We start from the raw sequence: 18,740 nt of genomic DNA on the forward strand, positions 1-18,740 counted from the left end.
TCCCATTTAATCATTGTGCTAATAATACCATTTTAACAGGAAGCGCAAACCCTCCATAAAATAGAAAACATTAATTAACTGGAATTTAATGACTTTACCCGCGGCTTTTTTTATCATTGTTTCACTCAGACGATATTGCATCAGGTTAAGTAAACGACAACATGAAATTAAAATTATTTTTCACTGCTGCATTTGCTTTAGCTATTCTTGTTGTCAGTTATCTTGTTTTCTCAAAACCGAACTATCCCATTACTTTTAATAACATGGACAAAGTAGGCCATACTCTGAGTTTTTTCGGGTTAGCTTTTTTAGCCTACTTCGCTTTTAAACCTAAGTGGTATTGGATGTGCTCGGTACTGACTTTTTACGCAATATTGATTGAGGTAATTCAATCTCAAATCCCTTATCGTAGTGCTTCTGTGGCTGATGTCGTCGCAGATGTATTTGGCATTGCTTTATTTTATATGTTCTTGTTTATATTTAGAAAGTATCAAGCGGCTAGGTTATTCCCTAAATCGTCATCAAAAGCGTCATAAGCGAGTAACTGATGAGTTCAAAACTGGTTCCTCCTGCTCAAAAGGCTTCTAACCAAAGCTCTCTTAACAAAAGCGCATCTAACCAAAATGCACCCAATATTGTCATCGTCGGTGCTGGTGCTATTGGCATGCTGATTTATCATCAGCTGACTCACGCGACTTCCCTTAACAACACGCCATCAAAACCTACTAAACCTCTTTTACTCGGTCGAAATTTCTGTTTATCGACAACTGACATTCAAACTCAATCGCTGACTGTTGAAACGTTTTCTGATGACTCATTAATAAATGACACCATAGTTCAGCCTTGCTTGGTTAATAATCTCAGTGCTGTCACATCTGAACAGTTATCGAATATTGAGTTGGTTATTATGTGCGTAAAGTCTTATCAGGTGAATGATGCTGTTGCAGCGCTCATTGATAAACTACCCAGTAAAGTTACCTTGTTATTGCTACACAATGGATTGGGACCACACCTCCAGGTCATTAAGCTTATTGAAACCCATCAACGTGACGATATCTGTTTATATCTTGGAACGACTTCTCAAGCCGCATTAAAGGTAGGGCAACTGCACGTTCGTCAAACTGGCACAGGTAAAACTGTTATTGGCAAAATCCGCGGAGCGGCAATATCACAGCAATTGGAATCAATACTATTAAGTACAATTCCAAATAGTGAGACTCACTCAAATATCTTGCTCGGTTTATGGCAAAAGCTCATAGTCAATTGCGCCATCAACCCACTCACTGCAATCGAGCAGTGTAACAACGGTCAACTCGCACAAGCGCAATACCAAGATCGAATCAATGCTATTGCCACTGAGTGCATTGAAGTAGCAAAGGCTGAAGGAGTTCAGCTTTCGCTAACTGAGTCTCTCAGTACCATTTATAACGTTATTCAGCTCACAGCCAATAACTTTTCCTCCATGTACCAAGATGTAAAACATCAACGCACCACTGAAATTAAGCAAATTAATGGCTTTGTTACAGCTAGAGCGCAACAGCATGGTATTTCGACTCCAGTTAACGAAGCTTTAGCTGAAAAAATTAACCAGTTAACTGAAGATATAGCGCTGTGAAACTTGCTAAACAACAAGCGGCGAGTCACTTTACGAGTCCAATACCCACCCCTTTTAGCCCTGTTATTATCTCGGCTTACCTTCTCGCTGGGATGGCTACTCTACTCAGTATTGTCTATTTTGACCGAAGCATTGCCGAATTTATGCATCAACAAAGTCGATCAAATTTGATGTTTGAAGGCTTTTCTAAAATACCTCTGATGCTCGAAATAATTGCGGCAACGATTGTGCTTATGAGTTTCAGCAAGCGCTATCAGACTAGGCTATTTCATATTCGGCAGATCATTATTTTGCTGGCCATTTTCGCTAGCATCATTCGAGTTGGCGCCAAAGTATTATTCGGTCGCACTTGGCCTGAGACTTGGACTAACGATAACCTTTCATGGATTAGCCATGGCGTGGAAAGCTTTCACCCCTTTTCACTTTCCAATAGCTTTCACTCTTTTCCATCAGGGCACGCATTACTTACTTTCGCTTTTGCCAGTTTGTTTTGGTATTTCACACCCCAATTTAGGTTGTTGTGGATATTTTGCATGGCTGCTGTCATCATCGGTCAACTAGGGCAAAATTATCACTTTTTAGGCGATTTACTGGCTGGGGCAGCCATTGGAACATTGGTCTGCCAGCTCACAATTAATGGCTATGTTCACTATTTCCTGGCACAAAAAAAGGCTCAAAATTGAGCCTTCTCATTCAATGATGCGTTTAAATATCGATACCAAAACCGACAATAAATTGGTAATCATTTTCCTTAGGTGTGTTCCCGTCTGAATCAGGTTGTGGGCTGCCAGTATGGTCCCAAACAAACGATAAATCTAAATCGAACATATCTGTCAGTTCAATCTCTAGCGTCGCTAAAGCATGGTGTGTGTAACCACCTGAATCGTCATTACCGTACTGGACTCGATATGAAGTAACAAAATCAATATCACTGGTTATTTCAGTATCATAAACAGTTTCAACTACCACTGTTGCTGAGCTGCTGTCTGTATCAACGCCATCCTCAACATTATTAAACTTTGTGTAGGTATACGCTGGGCCGCCTGAAATACTCCATTCAGTTTTAGCATTATCAATAATGTTATAACCTAAACCCGAACCTAAGGTGAGTTTATATTCGATGTTCAAAAACTTGTCAGTATAGATTTCAGCGAATATTGGTCTTAAATAGAATTGCTTAGATAAGAACCAATCAAAATTGGTATTGATACGATTGTTGTTAATCTTCTCTTCATCGTCAGATTTTGAATAATTTCCAATATAATCAAAATTGAAACGAGATTCGGTGGTACGGCGAACCGTTTTCGCTATAGCACTGTAATCGATTTGATCAGTATTGCCTGAGCGAAAGTTTGCCCCTAAGGAAATTTTACTCGACCAGTAATTCGACTCTTTTTGCTCACCGGCAATAATCGTTAATATTTGGCTGCGATCATACTGCTGCCCATCGATATACATAATGCCGTCTTTAACCAGTAACTGACCACTGTGAGTAGATAAATCTAAAAAACCAATACTCACAACACCAGCACTTTGCAGTACTTTTACATCTTCCCAATCAATAAAAATTGTATCCAGTTCATCACTTTCGAATTCTAATTTATCGTCATATAAGTTTTTGATTTCGCCTTTTAACAGCTCTAACGAAGTGAATTGCAGCCAATCGTATTTGCTATCTTGAGGTAGGCTTAGCTGTTCAGGAGTGAAGGACGCTTTAACGATTGCAGACTCATCAAGAGCCGCCTTTGAAACAATTGAAGTTTGAGCTGTGGGGGTTCCTGTGTCTTCAAGGATTTCTTCTTCTGAAATTGTCGCTGCAAGCACATTTGAGCTAAGTAATAATGACAAACTTGCACAACTCAACGCGGTGCTCCACTTAGTGACTATTGGCGACGTGACTATTGGCGACGTTTTTTTGCGCGCGAAACGATGAGCAACCAGATCCATAAAACTCTCCCTGAATAATGATGTCTTGGTTCTACCTTCGCCAGTATAGTATGAAAAAACAACAAATTGAAATCACTATTAGCCATTACCCCCTTATTGATTTTAATGCCAATTATTTGAGACATTCTCTATGTCCACATAACTAGAATGGCCGCGACAGCAATTAATACTAAACCGAATACTTCATTCATTTTTATTTTTTGTTTAAACCAAAAAACACTGATCAACATGGTAAAAAACACTTCAATCTGGCCTAAAGTTTTGACGTATGGAACCGCTTGTAACGACATGGCACTAAACCAACCAATTGATGCGATACAACTACAAATACTTATGAGTAATGTCAGTCGAGGCCTCTGCCATAATGCCAATAAGGTGATGCGGTCTTTTATGCTTAAATATGTCACTAATATCAGCGTTTGTAGACCTATCACTGATAGCAACACCCAAGCCGCTCTATGGGTAAAAGGGATAGCATCAACTACGCCTGTATCTGCAATCAACAATAAACTTGCCTCTCTGACCCAAAGAGAAGTAAAAGCAAACGCGACACCACTGCCTAAGCCTAATAGTATGGTATTGAGTGATAACCGTTTAACGCCGCGCTGAGTGCTCAGTAACATCACTGCTACTGCGCCAATAATCACCCCAATCCAACCCAGTAAACTCAAGCTAGTGCCAAAAAACAACACCCCCAAAATAGCAGCGACTAGCGCTTCGCTTTTAGCAAGCCCAGCCCCTACCGCGAAGTTTTTTAATTGAAACAATTTAACCATCAATCCTGTTGCCAGTATTTGCATTAATGATGCGCCAATCACAAAGCCATAAAACTGATAACTAAACTTTGGGAGTTCGCTAGGTTGGATTTGATAGAGGCTAAATAAATAGATCGCAGCAATAGGGCCAGCCCAAATAAAGCGTGCGAGTGTGACACCACTGACTTTAACTTGCTGGCTTAGCTCGCTTTGAAATGCATTTCGCCAAGACTGCATAAAAGCGGCAAGTATCGTAAGTGCTATCCACATTAATGATGCCCAATAATTCTGAGATTTGAGGCCTATAACCTATCACATTGAGCCATATGATACGGGGAAAGTTTGAGCTATTTATGTTTGTTGGTTATGAAAAATATTGCGAGGTTCAGCGTTTAGAAGCCACCAGCTCCGCTTAAATAAAAAAACCAGCTGGGAACCCAACTGGCTTTTGCAATAAAGTACTAATCACACGTAACTTAGTCTCAAATTAAAGCTCTAATAAACAGACATTATCACTGTATGACTCATCTGTTTTAGTTAACCGCAGTCACAGTCAAAACGGGTGAGCTAGTGCTAGGGCCTGTTACAGTAAAGCGATAAGTGCCAGCAGTTGCCACGTCAAACATCATGTTTGCTCCTTTTGAAGCTAAGGTTTTCATATCACCTTCAATGACCGCTTCTTCACCTGCAATCGCACCTAAGTCGACAGTTGACCAATCGCCAGTAGCAATCTTGAACTCGGCATTACCCGCCTCAAGCGCGATATCCACACTGTAAACTGACGAGCCTTGATAACTCAGAGCATCAACTTCACCCCAGCCATTCATACCGCCACGAATATACACAGTGTTACCAGCAAACATATCGGTTTTGTTGACGGTTAACACAGGCTCTGAGCGATTACTCATATCAAACGTGAAGGTGTACATTTCTTCCGTTTCAAAGTTAAGGCTCATATTGGTGCCTGAAACGGCTAACGCTTTTGCAGTTCCCAAAGTCACTGCGCCATTATCATCTAAACTTCCGTAATCAACCGTAGACCAGTCACTAGAAGCCACTTTGAACTCATGATTTGCAGCTGAGACTAGGATTTCAGCTTGATAAATACTACCACCCATGTATACCAGCTCATTGGTTTCGCCCCAACCATTCATGCCACCACGAACATACACACTGGTGCCAACAAATGGCTCTTCGTTATATACCGTTAGCACTGGGTTATCTTTATCTGCTGCATTGAGTGAAAATACGTAAGTTGCATCAATTGCGGCTGTAAAGCTTAAGTTAGCGCCACTTGCTGCAAGTTGCTCGGCCACATCTTCATCTACACCGGCTTCAGCATCTGATACACCACCAAAATCAACGGTGCTCCAATCAGCAGAGGCAATCTTAAAGTCATAACCACCAGCTGCTAGAGTAATCGCGACGCGATATTCGCCATTTCCAATATAGGTAAAGCTATCAACTTCGCCCCAACCGTTCATGCCGCCACGAACAAACACCTCTGTGCTACCGTAAGGTACAACATCTGGCGCACCCGCAGTCGCGTCTGCACTTAAACCAGTACCTTGTGCATCACCTTGGTTTTTAACAAAAACTGCGGTGGTGTATGCAGGCACAGTAAAGGTACCTTCACCCTCGCCTTCACTAAAGTTAGCGTTTTGTACTGTTGAATCAACAGACATTGACAGTGTTGGATGTAAACTGAAACCTGCAGCTGTAGACACAGTATGAGACTGCTCATTTTCACTGCCGTTAATCATTACCACCATGGAATCAACTGTTGGGTCGATATCCACCAACCCAGCACCATCATCAACACTCATGACAATCACGCCTTGGGTTTGGTTTGTACCAATATTATGGAAACCAACACGGTCAAGAATGTCTTGTTCTGTTGTTAAGCGCAGTAATGGGCTTGTTTTACGGATGGACAAGAACTCATTAAAAACGTTTGAAGCAAACTCTATTTCAGACATAGATGGCGCTGAATTAGGGTTACCAGCAAGCTCAATAATTTGATCCATTTTTTCTGCGTTGTCTTGCTCTAACGGAAGGCCAACATTCCAGTTGTTACTTCCCTTAGTAAAGTCGACCCAATTAAACCAATCTCCTGAGTCATAGGTGTTACGGTCTAATGATTTAGAGCGCAACATGTCGCCACCCATTTGTAAAAATGGAATACCTTGACTCATTAATGGAATTGTTGCGGCGATATTTTGCACTCGTACACGGCTATCCAACGATAAACCAATGTCGTTTGAGTACTGCAGAATATCCCATAAGGTTTCGTTATCATGCTTTGATACGTAGTTAATACTATCAGCAGGGTCTAACGCATACGCAGTAGGTTGTGAGTTCCAGCTAAAGCTGCTCCCCGTTGCGGTATTGCCGTTAAAGTCTTTAAGTACGTAATTTTGTAAGTTACCCGCCATTGATAAACGTAAGGTATCTTGATCGCGCAGGTAGTCATCTTTCTGTTCTAAAGCAAATAAAGCTCCGCCTCGAACGGCTTCACGAATACGGTCATTGTATGTACCGACTTCACTGCCTGCCATATTGGCTTGAACAGCTTGCTCAAATAAGCGATTGTCAGCAACTTCACCAAAGTTCCAACCTTCACCGTAAAAGTAGTTATCAGCATCAACAGCTTGAACTGCTTCACGAGCGGCTAAAATACTGCTCTTAGGCATATGGCCCATGACATCAAAACGGAAACCATCAAAACCATATTGCTCAGCTAAAATAACCATAGAGTCAGTAACAAATTTGTCCATCATACGGTGTTCAGTCGCCGTATTATCACAACAAGTTGATGACTCAATATTGCCGGTAATTTCGTTATAGCGATGGTAATAGCCTGGTACCACTTTATCGAGTACCGAGTTATCCCAAAGCCCAGATGAACTGGTATGGTTATACACCACATCTAGCACTACGCGCAGGCCTAAACCATGCAGTGCTTGGTTCATTTCACGTAACTCTTTAACGCGGGCAATACCATCGGCATCACTGGCATAACTGCCTTCAGGTGCAATAAAGTGCTGCGGATCATAACCCCAGTTAAAGCTGTCATAACCGCGCATAGCATTAACGAGTGCTTGCGCATCTTTTGAGCCCGGCAATGTCCCTTCAAGAATAGATTGAATCGTCGCTGACTTATCTTGAGTCACACACGCGTCTGCGTTGTCTTCAACCTTGTCACACAAGGTGCCTAAGGTATCTGTGATATCAACGCGTTCAGCTGGATCTTCATTAATGGTGGCTATATCAGTTAATGGCAATAAGTGAAAATGAGTCACGCCACTTTCTGCAAGCTTACGTAGATGCTCTACAGGAACACTGCCATCTTCAGTAAAGGCTAAATATTTACCGCGATTGGCTTCTGAAGTACTCTCATCACGTGCACTAAAGTCACGCACATGCCCTTCGTAAATAACAATATCTTCTGGGTTAGCAACCGTCATCACTTCGTGGTCATCCCAACCATCAGGCTTTAAGTCATCATCACTTAAGTTAATAAACTGACTGTAGCGGCCATTGGTAGAGACATTGAGCGAATACGGATCTGTAGACTCTAACGTTTCAATCGCTTTGGTGACTGGATGAAATACCATTAACTCATAACGATAATACATTCTATCTAAGCTCATATCACCACTAAATGACCATATACCGGTCTCAGCATCTAACGTCATAGCTTCGGTATTGGTTAGATTTTTAGCAGCATCATAAACTTTTAAATTAACCGTTTGCGCAGTAGGAGCCCACACTTTGGCCATGATATTACTGCCATCATAAATGATACCTAAATCAGCTTCATCAGCATCGCTTTCGCCTGAGGTATATAGTGCATCAAGCACTTTAGCTACCTGTACATGGCTCGCTGCTACAGGCTTGTTATCGCCATCATACGCAGCCATCACTAATTGATTTTTAGCAATCATTTTAGCTTCTTCAGCACTGAAGTCCGCTTCATAGGCTGGCCAATCTGCTAAATGTGGTACTAATGCTTTTTGTTCATCAGTAAGCTCACTGGACATCACTTCAACTTGTGTACCAGTAATATTGCCATCATTGTCTGCAGCAATACCTGCTGAATCAGAATGATGAATGACAAATTTTGCAATTCCATCTGGGTCTTCATTCCACACAAAAGTGTTTTGATCTAGCCAATGCGCACTCGCTCCTGCAATAGAAAAGCCAACGTCTAAAATTGGATAATCATAAACATCACTTTCACCATGAATGGTAAAGTTAGTGCGGTTAAAGTTGGCCTCAGCCTCACCTTCTTCAGCTAGCACTTTAAGGTTCATGACTAAATCACCATCACCTAAAGCTTTACCAGAACCTTCTGTACCAATGTGAATAATAAAGTTGGCACATTCGCCATAACCTTCTTTGAGGTTAATAATCCAATACGCTCCATAGTTAGGATCAATACCATCAAACGAATGACCATTCGCCCAATCGGTTGAATCAAATGGCGCGGCATAACTATCACAAGTATCGTTATTCCAAGTATGTAACTTATAACCTGGGTAATTGGTATTTGAGTCGCTATTGTTCTTATCTTTAATGCGGTTGTAATACAATACTGCTTGGTTTTCGCCAGCATAAACCACTGGTTCAGGAAGCTCAGGGTTGTAACCCACAATACAACTTTCATTTTTAGCATCTGGAAATTTAGGTGCAGGGCAACTTAACGGCGGCGGCGGGACACACTCAGTACCTGCAGCATTTGGTATATTCGGCACGTTACATGTTAATAGTACTTCACCTGGTTCAGATGAATCCCCACCACCACAACCAGCGAGCGTAGCTAAGCTTGCTGCTACAGCTGATAACTTTATGACTCTAGAAATACTCATCATGAGTGACTTCTCCCCATAGAATGTTGAATTAATTGCGTCATCAGTTTGTTGTTTTTAATTTGATGACCCATCACTCGAATTAACGTTAAGTTGTTTTTATAATTGTGTTTACATGGCATAAGTGAACCCCAAATAGTATTCACGGCCAAAATATTGGATCGTGCCGGTTTTGTTTTCGGTGCCAAAGTAACTCTTAGTGGGCTCATCAGTTAAATTATTCACTTGGAACAACACCCCTAAACCATCAGTCACTTGGTATGATGCTTGGTAATCAAGTACCGTCTCACCATCAAAGTTCACTACCTGCTCGTTAATTGCCACTTGCTCAGACACGAAATCGTCACGGAAACGGCCACTTAAACGAGTTTCAAAACCTTCGTAGGAATAAAACAGCGTGGCACTAACCACATTGTTAGAAAGCCCAGGTAAATCTTGAGTTGTTGTATCGCCACCAAGATTGGTAATCGACTGTACTTCAGACTCGGTGTAAGAGTAGCTGGCGTTAAAACCAAGACCAGACCAGCCAGCAGGTAATGAGGCAAACACTTGGGTGTAAGCTAATTCAAGACCACGAATATAACCGCCTTCGGCATTGTTTACTGCTGTAGTGTAAGTGCCATTAGTGGTTTCAATTTGCTCACCGCTGTCTTCGTCAATAATGTAGTCAGGGACGTTAAAACCGTTGCCTTTAAAATCGAAGTTTTCAATGGCGACAGTATCAATAAATGAATCAATATCTTTGTAGAAAAGGGCTGCAACTAGCGCACCTTCATCAAAGTAATATTCATAAGATATGTCGTATTGATTAGCATAAAACGGCATTAAAAATGGGTTATTGGTGCTCGAACCATTTATTTCACCATCATCAGAAACGGATGCACTAATATCACCCGCAAGACGGTTAATCGGAGGACGAGACATGACCTTCGCTGCTGCAAAACGAACTTGCGAGTCATCTGATACTTTGAAATTTAAGTTAATTGATGGCAGGTAATCGGTGTAATCCACACCCTGAATTGTTTGGGCATAGTTTTGGTTAATAATGCCAATTTCATCGGTAATGTTTTGTGCGCCTAATTCTGGGTCACCTTCAACATTTTGCAGCATCGTTGCTGATTGGTCGGTATTGACGACTCGAACACCAAAGTTACCTGTAATCGGTAAGCCGCCAATTTCGGTATCGATGTTTGCCATCACATAACCAGAAAGCACCTCTTCATAAACATCGCCACTTTGTAGCACCGACCACGAATAGTTAGTGGTGTAGCCTTTCGGGTCAATTACGCCACCAGCATTACCCCAAGTTTGCACTGGATCTGGTGTGCCATCAGGGAACCATGCATTGAGTGCTTTATCTAAATCAATCGCAAGATAGGATGGAAAGTACGAGAAGTCGCCTTCCCAATCAACCACTGTAGCCATGTCGTCTGTGAGTTTTAAAGGTGGCTCTGATTTAGAAAATGCGCCATCGTTACCGTATTCAAATACCGAGCGGTCATTTGAATAAGTTCTATCAGAATAACGTGCTCCAAACTCAACACTCGAGATAAAGTCATTATCTAACTCATAGGTAAAATCAACGCGATAAGCTTTAACTTCATCTTCATTTTCAAATGGGTAAATACCGTATTTACTGACCATCACTCGATCAATATCAGAAAATGCATCAGCTTGATTAAAGCCGACATCAGGTAAGTCTAAACCATTTAATAAGTAGCTTACCGATACATTTTCATCAAAAATAAGGCTATCGGCATTAGCATCAACGGCAACATTTGACCACAACAGTCCATTTCTGAAATCACTTTTAGCCGCAGATAAAGACACATCAACATTCACATTTAAACGGTCGGTTACCTGCCAATCACCGTTAATACCAAAACTATCAACTTCATCAAAGTCTTGGTTATCATCGTTGACAATTTCTACACGGGTATAGCTTTTCGAGGTTCGGTTAAATGTGCCACCGATGACAGAGTTACCGTCATAAGTTGGGTTTGATACGCTAGCACTTGAGCCACCAAATTTTGTTCTAAATCCACGAGCAAATGATTCACTATCAAAGCGTGACATAAAGGCATCGGCTTTTAACACAAAGTTATCGACAGGTGCCCATTCAACGGCAGCCATATAACCGTTACGCGTTTCAACACCACCTAAATGTTGAACTTCAAAACCTTCACTTATGTACTCATTGGCAGGGTTATCTTCTGGGCCATTGGTGTCGCCATCAATACCATCAACATCTTTAGAGTCATTGTAAGCAAGGCCAATAAATTGCGTTGCCACGCTTGGTTGCTCAAGGCGAGCATACCCAACTGCAACACCTAAGGTATCTTCTAAAAACTTACCTTGATAAGAAAAACTTAAACGGTGACCAAACTCTTCAGCACCATAAACTTCATCGGCGCGATCGTTATACATACCACGGACATTGGCGGTAAAGTTGTGCTGTTTTTCTTTGCTTAATGGGCTGACAGTCGTGAGCTCAACAGTACCTGCGACACCACCTTCAATAAGTGAGGCTTTCGGTGATTTATAAACGGCTGCCGAACTGATTAATTCTGAAGGGTATTGATCAAACTCAATACTGCGTGAACCACTAGTGGATACTTGTTCACGCCCGTTTAAGGTTGAAAAAACAAAGCCACCTGACATACCACGAATGTTAATTTCAGCGGCTTGACCACCTGTACGTACAGCTGAAATACCAGGAAGGCGAGTTAGTGCATCCGCCATAGAAACATCAGGCAGCGCTCCTAAATCATCAGCTGAAAGTTGTTCTGAAACGGTATCCCCATAACGTTTTGAATTCAGTGAATCAATCAAGCTACGGCTATAACCGGTGACATTGATACGCTCAATACCAGTGTCGTCATCTGCTTCTTGTTCGTTTTCAGCTAACACATTGGTTGGCGCAGTGGTTTCAGTTGCATCAACTTCTACATCTGCTGTTGATGGCTGAATGGTTTGCGTTTTAACTTCTTCAGCCGCAAATGCGTGATTAGGAGTTAAGATAAAACTGACTCCTGCTGCCGCTAGCGCTAGCGATAAAACACTAGGTTTACAATTGAACATTGAGTTTCCCCTCACCTTACTGACTTTATAGTCACCCAACATTCAGTTATACGACTCAGACTAATGGAATATCAGGCATTATTATTTTTCTATACTAGTCATGGATAAGTATTAGCCTCAATTTATTGCATACGTATTCATAACATTTGATTAACAACCTGCGTTATCAAATTACACCTAAGCGAATGAAATAGCGCATAAAAAATGCTCAAATAAAAATGCAAAGGTATTTTTACATCTAGGCTAGTCGTTAAATATCTAAGCTTTAGTAGATTTCAGCAGTCACTTAGGTAAAATGCTTGTTCAGCTAAAAATGTCTAGATAATTGCTTGAAATTATTTGAGTTAAACTCAAACCAAGCCTATCTAAATATTTGATATTGTTAATAAAGGATTTTTAGATGGGTTTTAAGTTAACGGTAAAGTGGCAAGCAGATCATTTTGAGCATACTGCGCCAGAGTTTAACCGAGATCATCAAATAGAGTTTGGTACCGGCCAAGTAATTAATGCTTCTTCAGCCCCAGAGTTCAAAGGCAACGAGGCAAAGGTGAATCCAGAAGAGAGTTTATTAGCAGCACTATCTTCATGTCATATGTTAACGTTTTTAGCGATAGCACATTTAAAGCGGCTAACCGTCACCAGTTATACTGACAATGCTGTAGCCGAATTAGGCAAGAATGAATCCGGCAAACTCGCCGTCACTAAAATGAGCTTAAACCCACAAGTGATATTTGCCGATGGCGTGGAAGTTAGCCAAGAAGTCCTTCAAAAAATACACGATAAAGCCCATGCAAATTGTTTTATCGCAAATAGCATCAACTCTGAAGTAGAGATTAATCTTTAATTCTAAACAGATACGCTATTGAGCGATTAAATAACACTAAAAAAGCCACTCAATGAGTGGCTTTTTTGTCTCTAATTTTACCGTCTTGAATTAGAACGCAATAAATAATTAACCTACTGCTGAGGATTATGATGGCTCAAGTCAGCAAACATTTTATTGTGCTCATTTTTAATCATAGCCCACATCACTAAGCCGAAAATAAACCCTGCTGGTGGATAGATCATTAATGCTTGAGTAAAAGAGTTTATAAGTTGAGTATTCATAACATAATGATCGATAAGATAGATAAAAAAGGCGGTAGAAATCCCCCACCCCAAAACGCCATGTACTATGACAAATCGCCACTTTCCAGCATTAATTAATGTCTCAAGTTTTGCTTGTTTTGTATAACTGAAGTCACTCATATCACTCACATCCATCCTTAGATCTGATTTAAAAACTATTCACTCATTTGGCTTACCTGCCATAATTAGCATTTAAACTACCTAATAAACAAACACCTGTCGATTACTTTTTGTACACAAAATAATCAAGTTTAGATAAAAAGCCGCTAACGCGATTACTCGATAGCGGCTTTAAAACTCAAGCGGAGATTATAATTAGTTCGGCAAAATATCCGCTGCAGCCCCACTTGTTGGGATCGGTTGTGCCTTTAAGGGTAAAATAGGCGTTTGAATCATTTCATCTTTAAGGTAACTAATCGCTTTATTAAGCTGAGCATCCACACCGTTAAACGTGGCATGAGGTAAGTTATCAATCTCAATATCAGGTGTTACGCCAAAACCTTCGATAATCCAACGGCCATCCATTGCATACTGAGGAAATTCAGCCACCCGTGCCATCCCTTTATCGGTGAGGCGGTTTCGACCTGTTAACCACACTCCTGCACCCGCAGTTTGCTTACCAATAACTGGCGCAATTCCAAGTGCTTTTATGCCTGCTGAAAAGGTTTCGCCATCTGAATATGTCATTTGGTCGGCTAACACCACTAAGTGACCTCTAAAGGTTTGCTGCATATTGGCATTGGCTGAGCCAGTTGTTGGTTGCCAAAATGCCCAAGCGCGGCGCAGTAGCTTTTCAATAATCCAGCTATCAATATTACCACCTCGGTTACGGCGAACATCAATGATCAAACCCGCTTTGTCATAATTGGTATAGAACTCACGTGCAAAGCTTTCTATATCGCCAGAACCCATTGCATACAGGTGTAAGTAACCCATTTCTCCGTTGCTGGCCTCAGCAACTTTATTGGCATTATTATTCACCCAGTCTAAATAACGTAATTTGGCATCCGTTGCGTTTTCGTGCGGAACCACAATCGTGCTATGACTGTTTTTGCCACGTTTGATATCAAGTAACACCTGCTTTTTAGCTTGATTTCTAAGACCTTGAGTCACTTCTGCAATATTTGTCACCGGCTTGCCGTTAATGGCTAGAATAATATCGCCTACCTTTGCATCCACTTCAATCCGCGCTAATGGCGACGCTTGACTTGGAAGTTCTGGATCGTTTTGATAAATATGGCTAATCACAATCCCTTTTGAAGTTTGTGATAACCTAGCGCCTAAACTTGCCCCAGCAGCAGTGTCATTTTTAGCAATATCGCCTCCTCTAACCTGCGAATGGAGCGCATCTAGCTCACCCATCATTTGCTTGAATATGTCATTCAGTTCATTTCTATCAGTCAGCCTTGCGAGTAAAGGCTGGTACTTTTTCTTAATTTCAGCCCAGTTCTTACCCCGCATATTTTTGTCGTAAAATGAATCACGATGCATTAACCAGGCATCTTCAAATATCTGTTGCCACTCTTGCATTGGCGAAATCGCTAATTGCCATTGTGCGGTATCGACTTTGGTATTTTTAAGCTCCGCTGGCAGTTTATCGCCAACTGCAACAATATGAAGTTCGCTAGGATTTGACTGTTTAGTAATGAGTAGTTTTTCGCCACCTGCTGACACCTTGTAAGCAGCTATATCAGCGCCAAACTCGCTCAACTCAGGAGATAAATGATCAAACTTAACCAATTTCAAACTGGTTTTATTGGCCTGAGTATCCAGTAAATAGAATTTATCTTTTAGCACGGTTAATTGATCATAATTACCTGATGCAATTGGAACTTGCCAAAGTCTCTGATTAATCCCTTGCCAATCAATTCTAATTTTTTTAGTGGCAAAATCTGTGTCATCAGATTGTTCAGCCAATTGACTTACATTAAGCTCTGTTGGCTTCACAAATGGAAAAACCGCTTTTTCCTTAAGCGCAATAGCAAAAACTTGAGTCCGTTTATCGAATATCGGCCCCATATTTCTGTCTCCCCAAGGAGAACCTGGCGTGGCATCAAAATGACGATTTGATAAAAAATACAGCCATTGGCCATCAGGGCTAAAGCTTGGTGAGAAAGATTCATACTTGTCACTGGTGAGAGATTTTGACTTCTCTTCTGACAAAGAATACAGCACGATTTGCGGGCGCTGCTTACCGACCTCAGCTTTAGTGACTGCGATGAATTGACTGTTAGCAGACCAGACGATATTAGGGTATTCGCCAAGTCCTTCACCATTAGTGATAATCTTTTGGTTTTTACCTTTCTTTAAATCTAATAGCCACACATTGCCATCATAATCATCATGGGCGATATAACGCCCATCAGGAGATAAATGTAAGCTGGTGCGTAAACTAGTGCCATCTTTGGTTAATTGTTTAGCCCCTTCGGTTCCATCGGCTGGAAACTGCCATATTTCTTGATGGCCAGAAGCATCACTGATGCCATATACCCATTTTTCATCAATGCTTAAAATACCATCTCGGATACGCGACTCTGCAGGACTTTGGATCTGGACTAAACGTCGACCATCATGGCTTGCTATCGCCACATGGCTTCGAGCTGTAATGACCGCCTTGTCACCTGTAGCAGCAAACTCTACTGACGTTGCGTATTCCATTGGGTCGTTAACCCAGTGTTCACGTCGATGAGGGAAATCTGATGTCAGATTAATATCGAGAGTTGACGAATCAGCCGCTGCAATATCAAACACTTTTAAATCTGCGCCATGCTGAAAAATAACGCGGCCTTGATTTAACGTCGCATCGCGAACTTGCCACTCGTCAAACTGGGTGTGTTGCTTGATGTCAGTCCCATTAAGTTGCATCGACCAAATATTATCATTACCTGATTGGTCACTGACAAAGTACAACCTATCTTGCCAAAGCATGGGCTGTCTTACTGAACCTTCGTGAGATGTCGTTAACTTTTGCGCTTCATTATTACTACCAAGTTCAAAACGCCAAATTTCACCTAAAGCGCCGCCGCGATAAACCTTGGCGTTATCGCCACTAGCTTGCAGACCAAATTGGGTAAAATAGACATATCTACCTTGCTCATCAATCGTGCCTTCGATGGCATCAGCTAAGGGTAAATTGGTGATGACTAACGAGGTTGGGTTTACGGTTTTAAGCACCCAGTAGTTTGCAGGGCCATGGGCATTGTCGGTTGAATAAAGGACTTCACCTGATGCCGTCCAACCTTGAAGACGGACTCGACTATTTTCAAAACTTACCCGTTTGGCAACGCCACCGTCTATTGGCATAACATAAACTTCTGTCGCGCCTTCGTAATTAGCAGTATACGCTATCCATTGACCATCTTTAGATATCGCAGCATCTAACTCTTCCGCCGCTTGTGTGGTAATACGCTTGGCATTGGTTTGATTTAACTGGCTGGCCCATAGGTCACCTTCGGCAGTAAATACCACAGTTTGATCATGTAATGCAGGCGCGCGGTAATAACCTTGATTATCGATATTCTGCGCAAAAGCTGATGTACTACTCAAGCCTAATGCCAATAAACAAGCAGTAACAGAGTGACGAAGTTTCATAGCCAGAAAAGTCCTTGTAAATATTATTATTTTCAAGGACTCAAATTAGCAAATTAATTGCAACTTAGCAGTATCAATTGCTCTTTAAAGGCCAATTTAATGACAAGAAATTGTAACTAAATGAGCGTTAGAATACCTAAAAGCCCTTTCTCTATAAAAAGGGCTCTCTAATTTTAGAAGCCGTTAACATCATTAGACAAAAACAAGCATTACTTAGCGGTTAATAACTGCTTTAACTCAGTATATTGTTCATGTTGCGGGTGCGTTGGGTTAACAATATCAGGAAAGCGCTGCTCAATAGTCAGCATATAGCGCTCTGCCTCTACATAGTCTTTATTTTTTACCAATTCATTAAGCCTACCTATCGCCTTAGTTGCTGAGTCATGTTGCATAACTGGCGCAGCCAAAGACTGTTGTTCTTTCGACGCAAACTCTTCAATGACTTGCATTTCAGCTTGATTCATTTCAATACCAGCGCGCTCATTATTGATCGCATTATCATTAGGTATTTGCATATCAAATGCTTGTACATTTGCCTGAGTTTGATCTTTAGTTTGTGCTTGTGAAGCAAGTTGTTGAGCCGATTTAGGTTGGGTACTGTTAGTGAGCGTTTGCTCCTGCTTAATAACGTCAACTGAGTTGCTAGCCTCGTTAGTAGATTGATTACTACTCTGAATACTTGGTTGAATATCTAGCTGTGCACTTGACTGAGTGCTTGGCTGTTCATTAGAAAGCGGCCCACTGCGCATCATTGCAGGTGTTGGGGTAGGTACAGCAGTGTCTGCCATGACTGGCATACTATCATCAAGTTCAGTTTTAGCATGTTGGCTAAAATCAGGGTTAAGTAACATAACAGATGCGATTAGCATCACAGACGCTGCGCTTGATAAAGGTAAGCGATGCTTTTTCCAAAAGCTTATCGGCACAACATTGGTATGTAATTGCTCGGTTTTATCCCCGCCAGCACCTTTAACGGCTTTGGCTTGCAATAAAATCGCCGCATCTATCGCAGCTGATGGTCTTTCAAGATCTTGCTGCTGATATAAAGCTTTAATGTCTTGTTGCAATGCATTAAATGCTTCGTCGGTCATGTTGACAGCATCTGTTTGCGCCCCAGACTGAGGCTTATCTTTATCACTCATGAGTCACCCCTTGCCATTTGGTTGCAACACATTGCTTAATGCTTTGATAAGCATAACGAATACGGCTTTTTGTGGCTTCTAATGTCACATCAGCAATATCACTGATGGCAGCAGCTGTAAGTCCTAATTCAATATTGAGTAGAAAAGCTTCTTTTTGCACTGCAGGCAAATTGGCAATACATGATTTAAGTAACTTGGCTTTTTGCACATCTTCGAGTTGTTCATCTGGGCGACCGTGTGCGTGTTCATTTGTGATATTGGCATCAAAATTATCCATACCCTCATCTCCCAACTCTTCGACTTTATCTAAAGGCTTTACAGCTCTAACATGGTCTATGAGTAGGTTATGGGCGATGCGATATAACCAAGTGGTGAATTTGGCTGTCACTTGATAATTGCCAGCAGCGTTAATCACTTTGCCCCATGTATCTTGATATAAGTCTTCAGCAAGCGGATGATTACTTAATTGGCGCACAAAATAGCGATACAAGGGACCTTTATGTTTGCTGTATAACAACTCAAAAGCACTTGTATCACCTTGTTGATAGTTCAACATTAATTGCTCATCTGACATGCTTGAAGCTGTCATCGCATTGTTACTTAACTCTGT

12 protein-coding genes are annotated in these 18,740 nt (G+C 41.3%); 4 read left to right on the forward strand and 8 right to left on the reverse strand.

Features of this window, described 5'->3' with window-relative positions:
• The first annotated feature begins 161 nt into the window (after window positions 1-161).
• From QPX86_RS15255 to QPX86_RS15265, 3 genes are read left to right on the forward strand one after another with little or no spacing between them, the layout of a single operon-like run.
• Complete coding sequence (locus QPX86_RS15255) at window positions 162-536, forward strand: VanZ family protein (protein ID WP_285163125.1); 375 nt, start codon at window positions 162-164, stop codon at window positions 534-536.
• A gap of 11 nt (window positions 537-547) precedes the next feature.
• Complete coding sequence (locus tag QPX86_RS15260) at window positions 548-1,615, forward strand: ketopantoate reductase family protein (protein ID WP_285163126.1); 1,068 nt, start codon at window positions 548-550, stop codon at window positions 1,613-1,615.
• The gene (locus QPX86_RS15265; protein ID WP_285163127.1) at window positions 1,612-2,298 is read left to right on the forward strand and encodes a phosphatase PAP2 family protein; all 687 of its coding nucleotides are present in this window, start codon (window positions 1,612-1,614) and stop codon (window positions 2,296-2,298) included. The genes QPX86_RS15260 and QPX86_RS15265 overlap by 4 nt, the downstream gene beginning before the upstream one ends.
• Window positions 2,299-2,320: 22 nt before the next feature.
• Here QPX86_RS15265 and QPX86_RS15270 read toward each other — a convergent pair whose 3' ends face one another.
• The 4 genes from QPX86_RS15270 to QPX86_RS15285 all read right to left on the reverse strand — a co-directional run bounded on the left by QPX86_RS15270 (window position 2,321) and on the right by QPX86_RS15285 (window position 12,269).
• Window positions 2,321-3,562 (reverse strand): DUF481 domain-containing protein, encoded by a 1,242-nt coding sequence (locus QPX86_RS15270; RefSeq protein ID WP_285163128.1) that lies wholly within the window; start codon window positions 3,560-3,562, stop codon window positions 2,321-2,323.
• A 128-nt stretch (window positions 3,563-3,690) separates the two neighbouring features.
• A complete protein-coding gene (locus tag QPX86_RS15275; protein ID WP_285163129.1) occupies window positions 3,691-4,587 on the reverse strand; it encodes a DMT family transporter in 897 nt (298 codons plus the stop codon).
• A gap of 263 nt (window positions 4,588-4,850) precedes the next feature.
• On the reverse strand, window positions 4,851-9,191 hold the full coding sequence (locus tag QPX86_RS15280; protein ID WP_285163130.1) for an alpha-1,6-glucosidase domain-containing protein: 4,341 nt from the start codon (window positions 9,189-9,191) through the stop codon (window positions 4,851-4,853).
• Between the two features lie 108 nt (window positions 9,192-9,299).
• Window positions 9,300-12,269, reverse strand: a complete 2,970-nt coding sequence (locus QPX86_RS15285) for a TonB-dependent receptor (RefSeq protein WP_285163131.1) — start codon at window positions 12,267-12,269, stop codon at window positions 9,300-9,302.
• Between the two features lie 400 nt (window positions 12,270-12,669).
• On the opposite strand from QPX86_RS15285, the gene QPX86_RS15290 reads away from it, so the two are divergent.
• On the forward strand, window positions 12,670-13,113 hold the full coding sequence (locus QPX86_RS15290) for an OsmC family protein (RefSeq protein WP_220752733.1): 444 nt from the start codon (window positions 12,670-12,672) through the stop codon (window positions 13,111-13,113).
• 113 nt (window positions 13,114-13,226) lie between these two features.
• Here the strand turns inward: QPX86_RS15290 and QPX86_RS15295 are convergent, their stop codons facing one another.
• The 4 genes from QPX86_RS15295 to QPX86_RS15310 form a co-directional block, all read right to left on the reverse strand.
• Entirely contained in the window at window positions 13,227-13,526 is a 300-nt protein-coding gene (locus QPX86_RS15295; RefSeq protein WP_285163132.1) for a hypothetical protein, read from the reverse strand.
• A 186-nt stretch (window positions 13,527-13,712) separates the two neighbouring features.
• Window positions 13,713-16,988 carry a S41 family peptidase gene (locus QPX86_RS15300; RefSeq protein ID WP_285163133.1) on the reverse strand — a complete coding sequence of 1,092 codons (3,276 nt, stop codon included), beginning with the start codon at window positions 16,986-16,988 and terminating at the stop codon, window positions 13,713-13,715.
• 209 nt (window positions 16,989-17,197) lie between these two features.
• Window positions 17,198-18,130: a hypothetical protein gene (locus tag QPX86_RS15305; RefSeq protein ID WP_285163134.1), complete on the reverse strand. Its 933-nt coding sequence runs from the start codon at window positions 18,128-18,130 to the stop codon at window positions 17,198-17,200.
• Window positions 18,123-18,719: a sigma-70 family RNA polymerase sigma factor gene (locus tag QPX86_RS15310; RefSeq protein WP_220752925.1), complete on the reverse strand. Its 597-nt coding sequence runs from the start codon at window positions 18,717-18,719 to the stop codon at window positions 18,123-18,125. The genes QPX86_RS15305 and QPX86_RS15310 overlap by 8 nt, the downstream gene beginning before the upstream one ends.
• Window positions 18,720-18,740 lie beyond the last annotated feature (21 nt).

The sequence above is a fragment of the Shewanella goraebulensis genome (assembly GCF_030252245.1).
GTDB classification, from domain to species: domain Bacteria; phylum Pseudomonadota; class Gammaproteobacteria; order Enterobacterales; family Shewanellaceae; genus Shewanella; species Shewanella goraebulensis.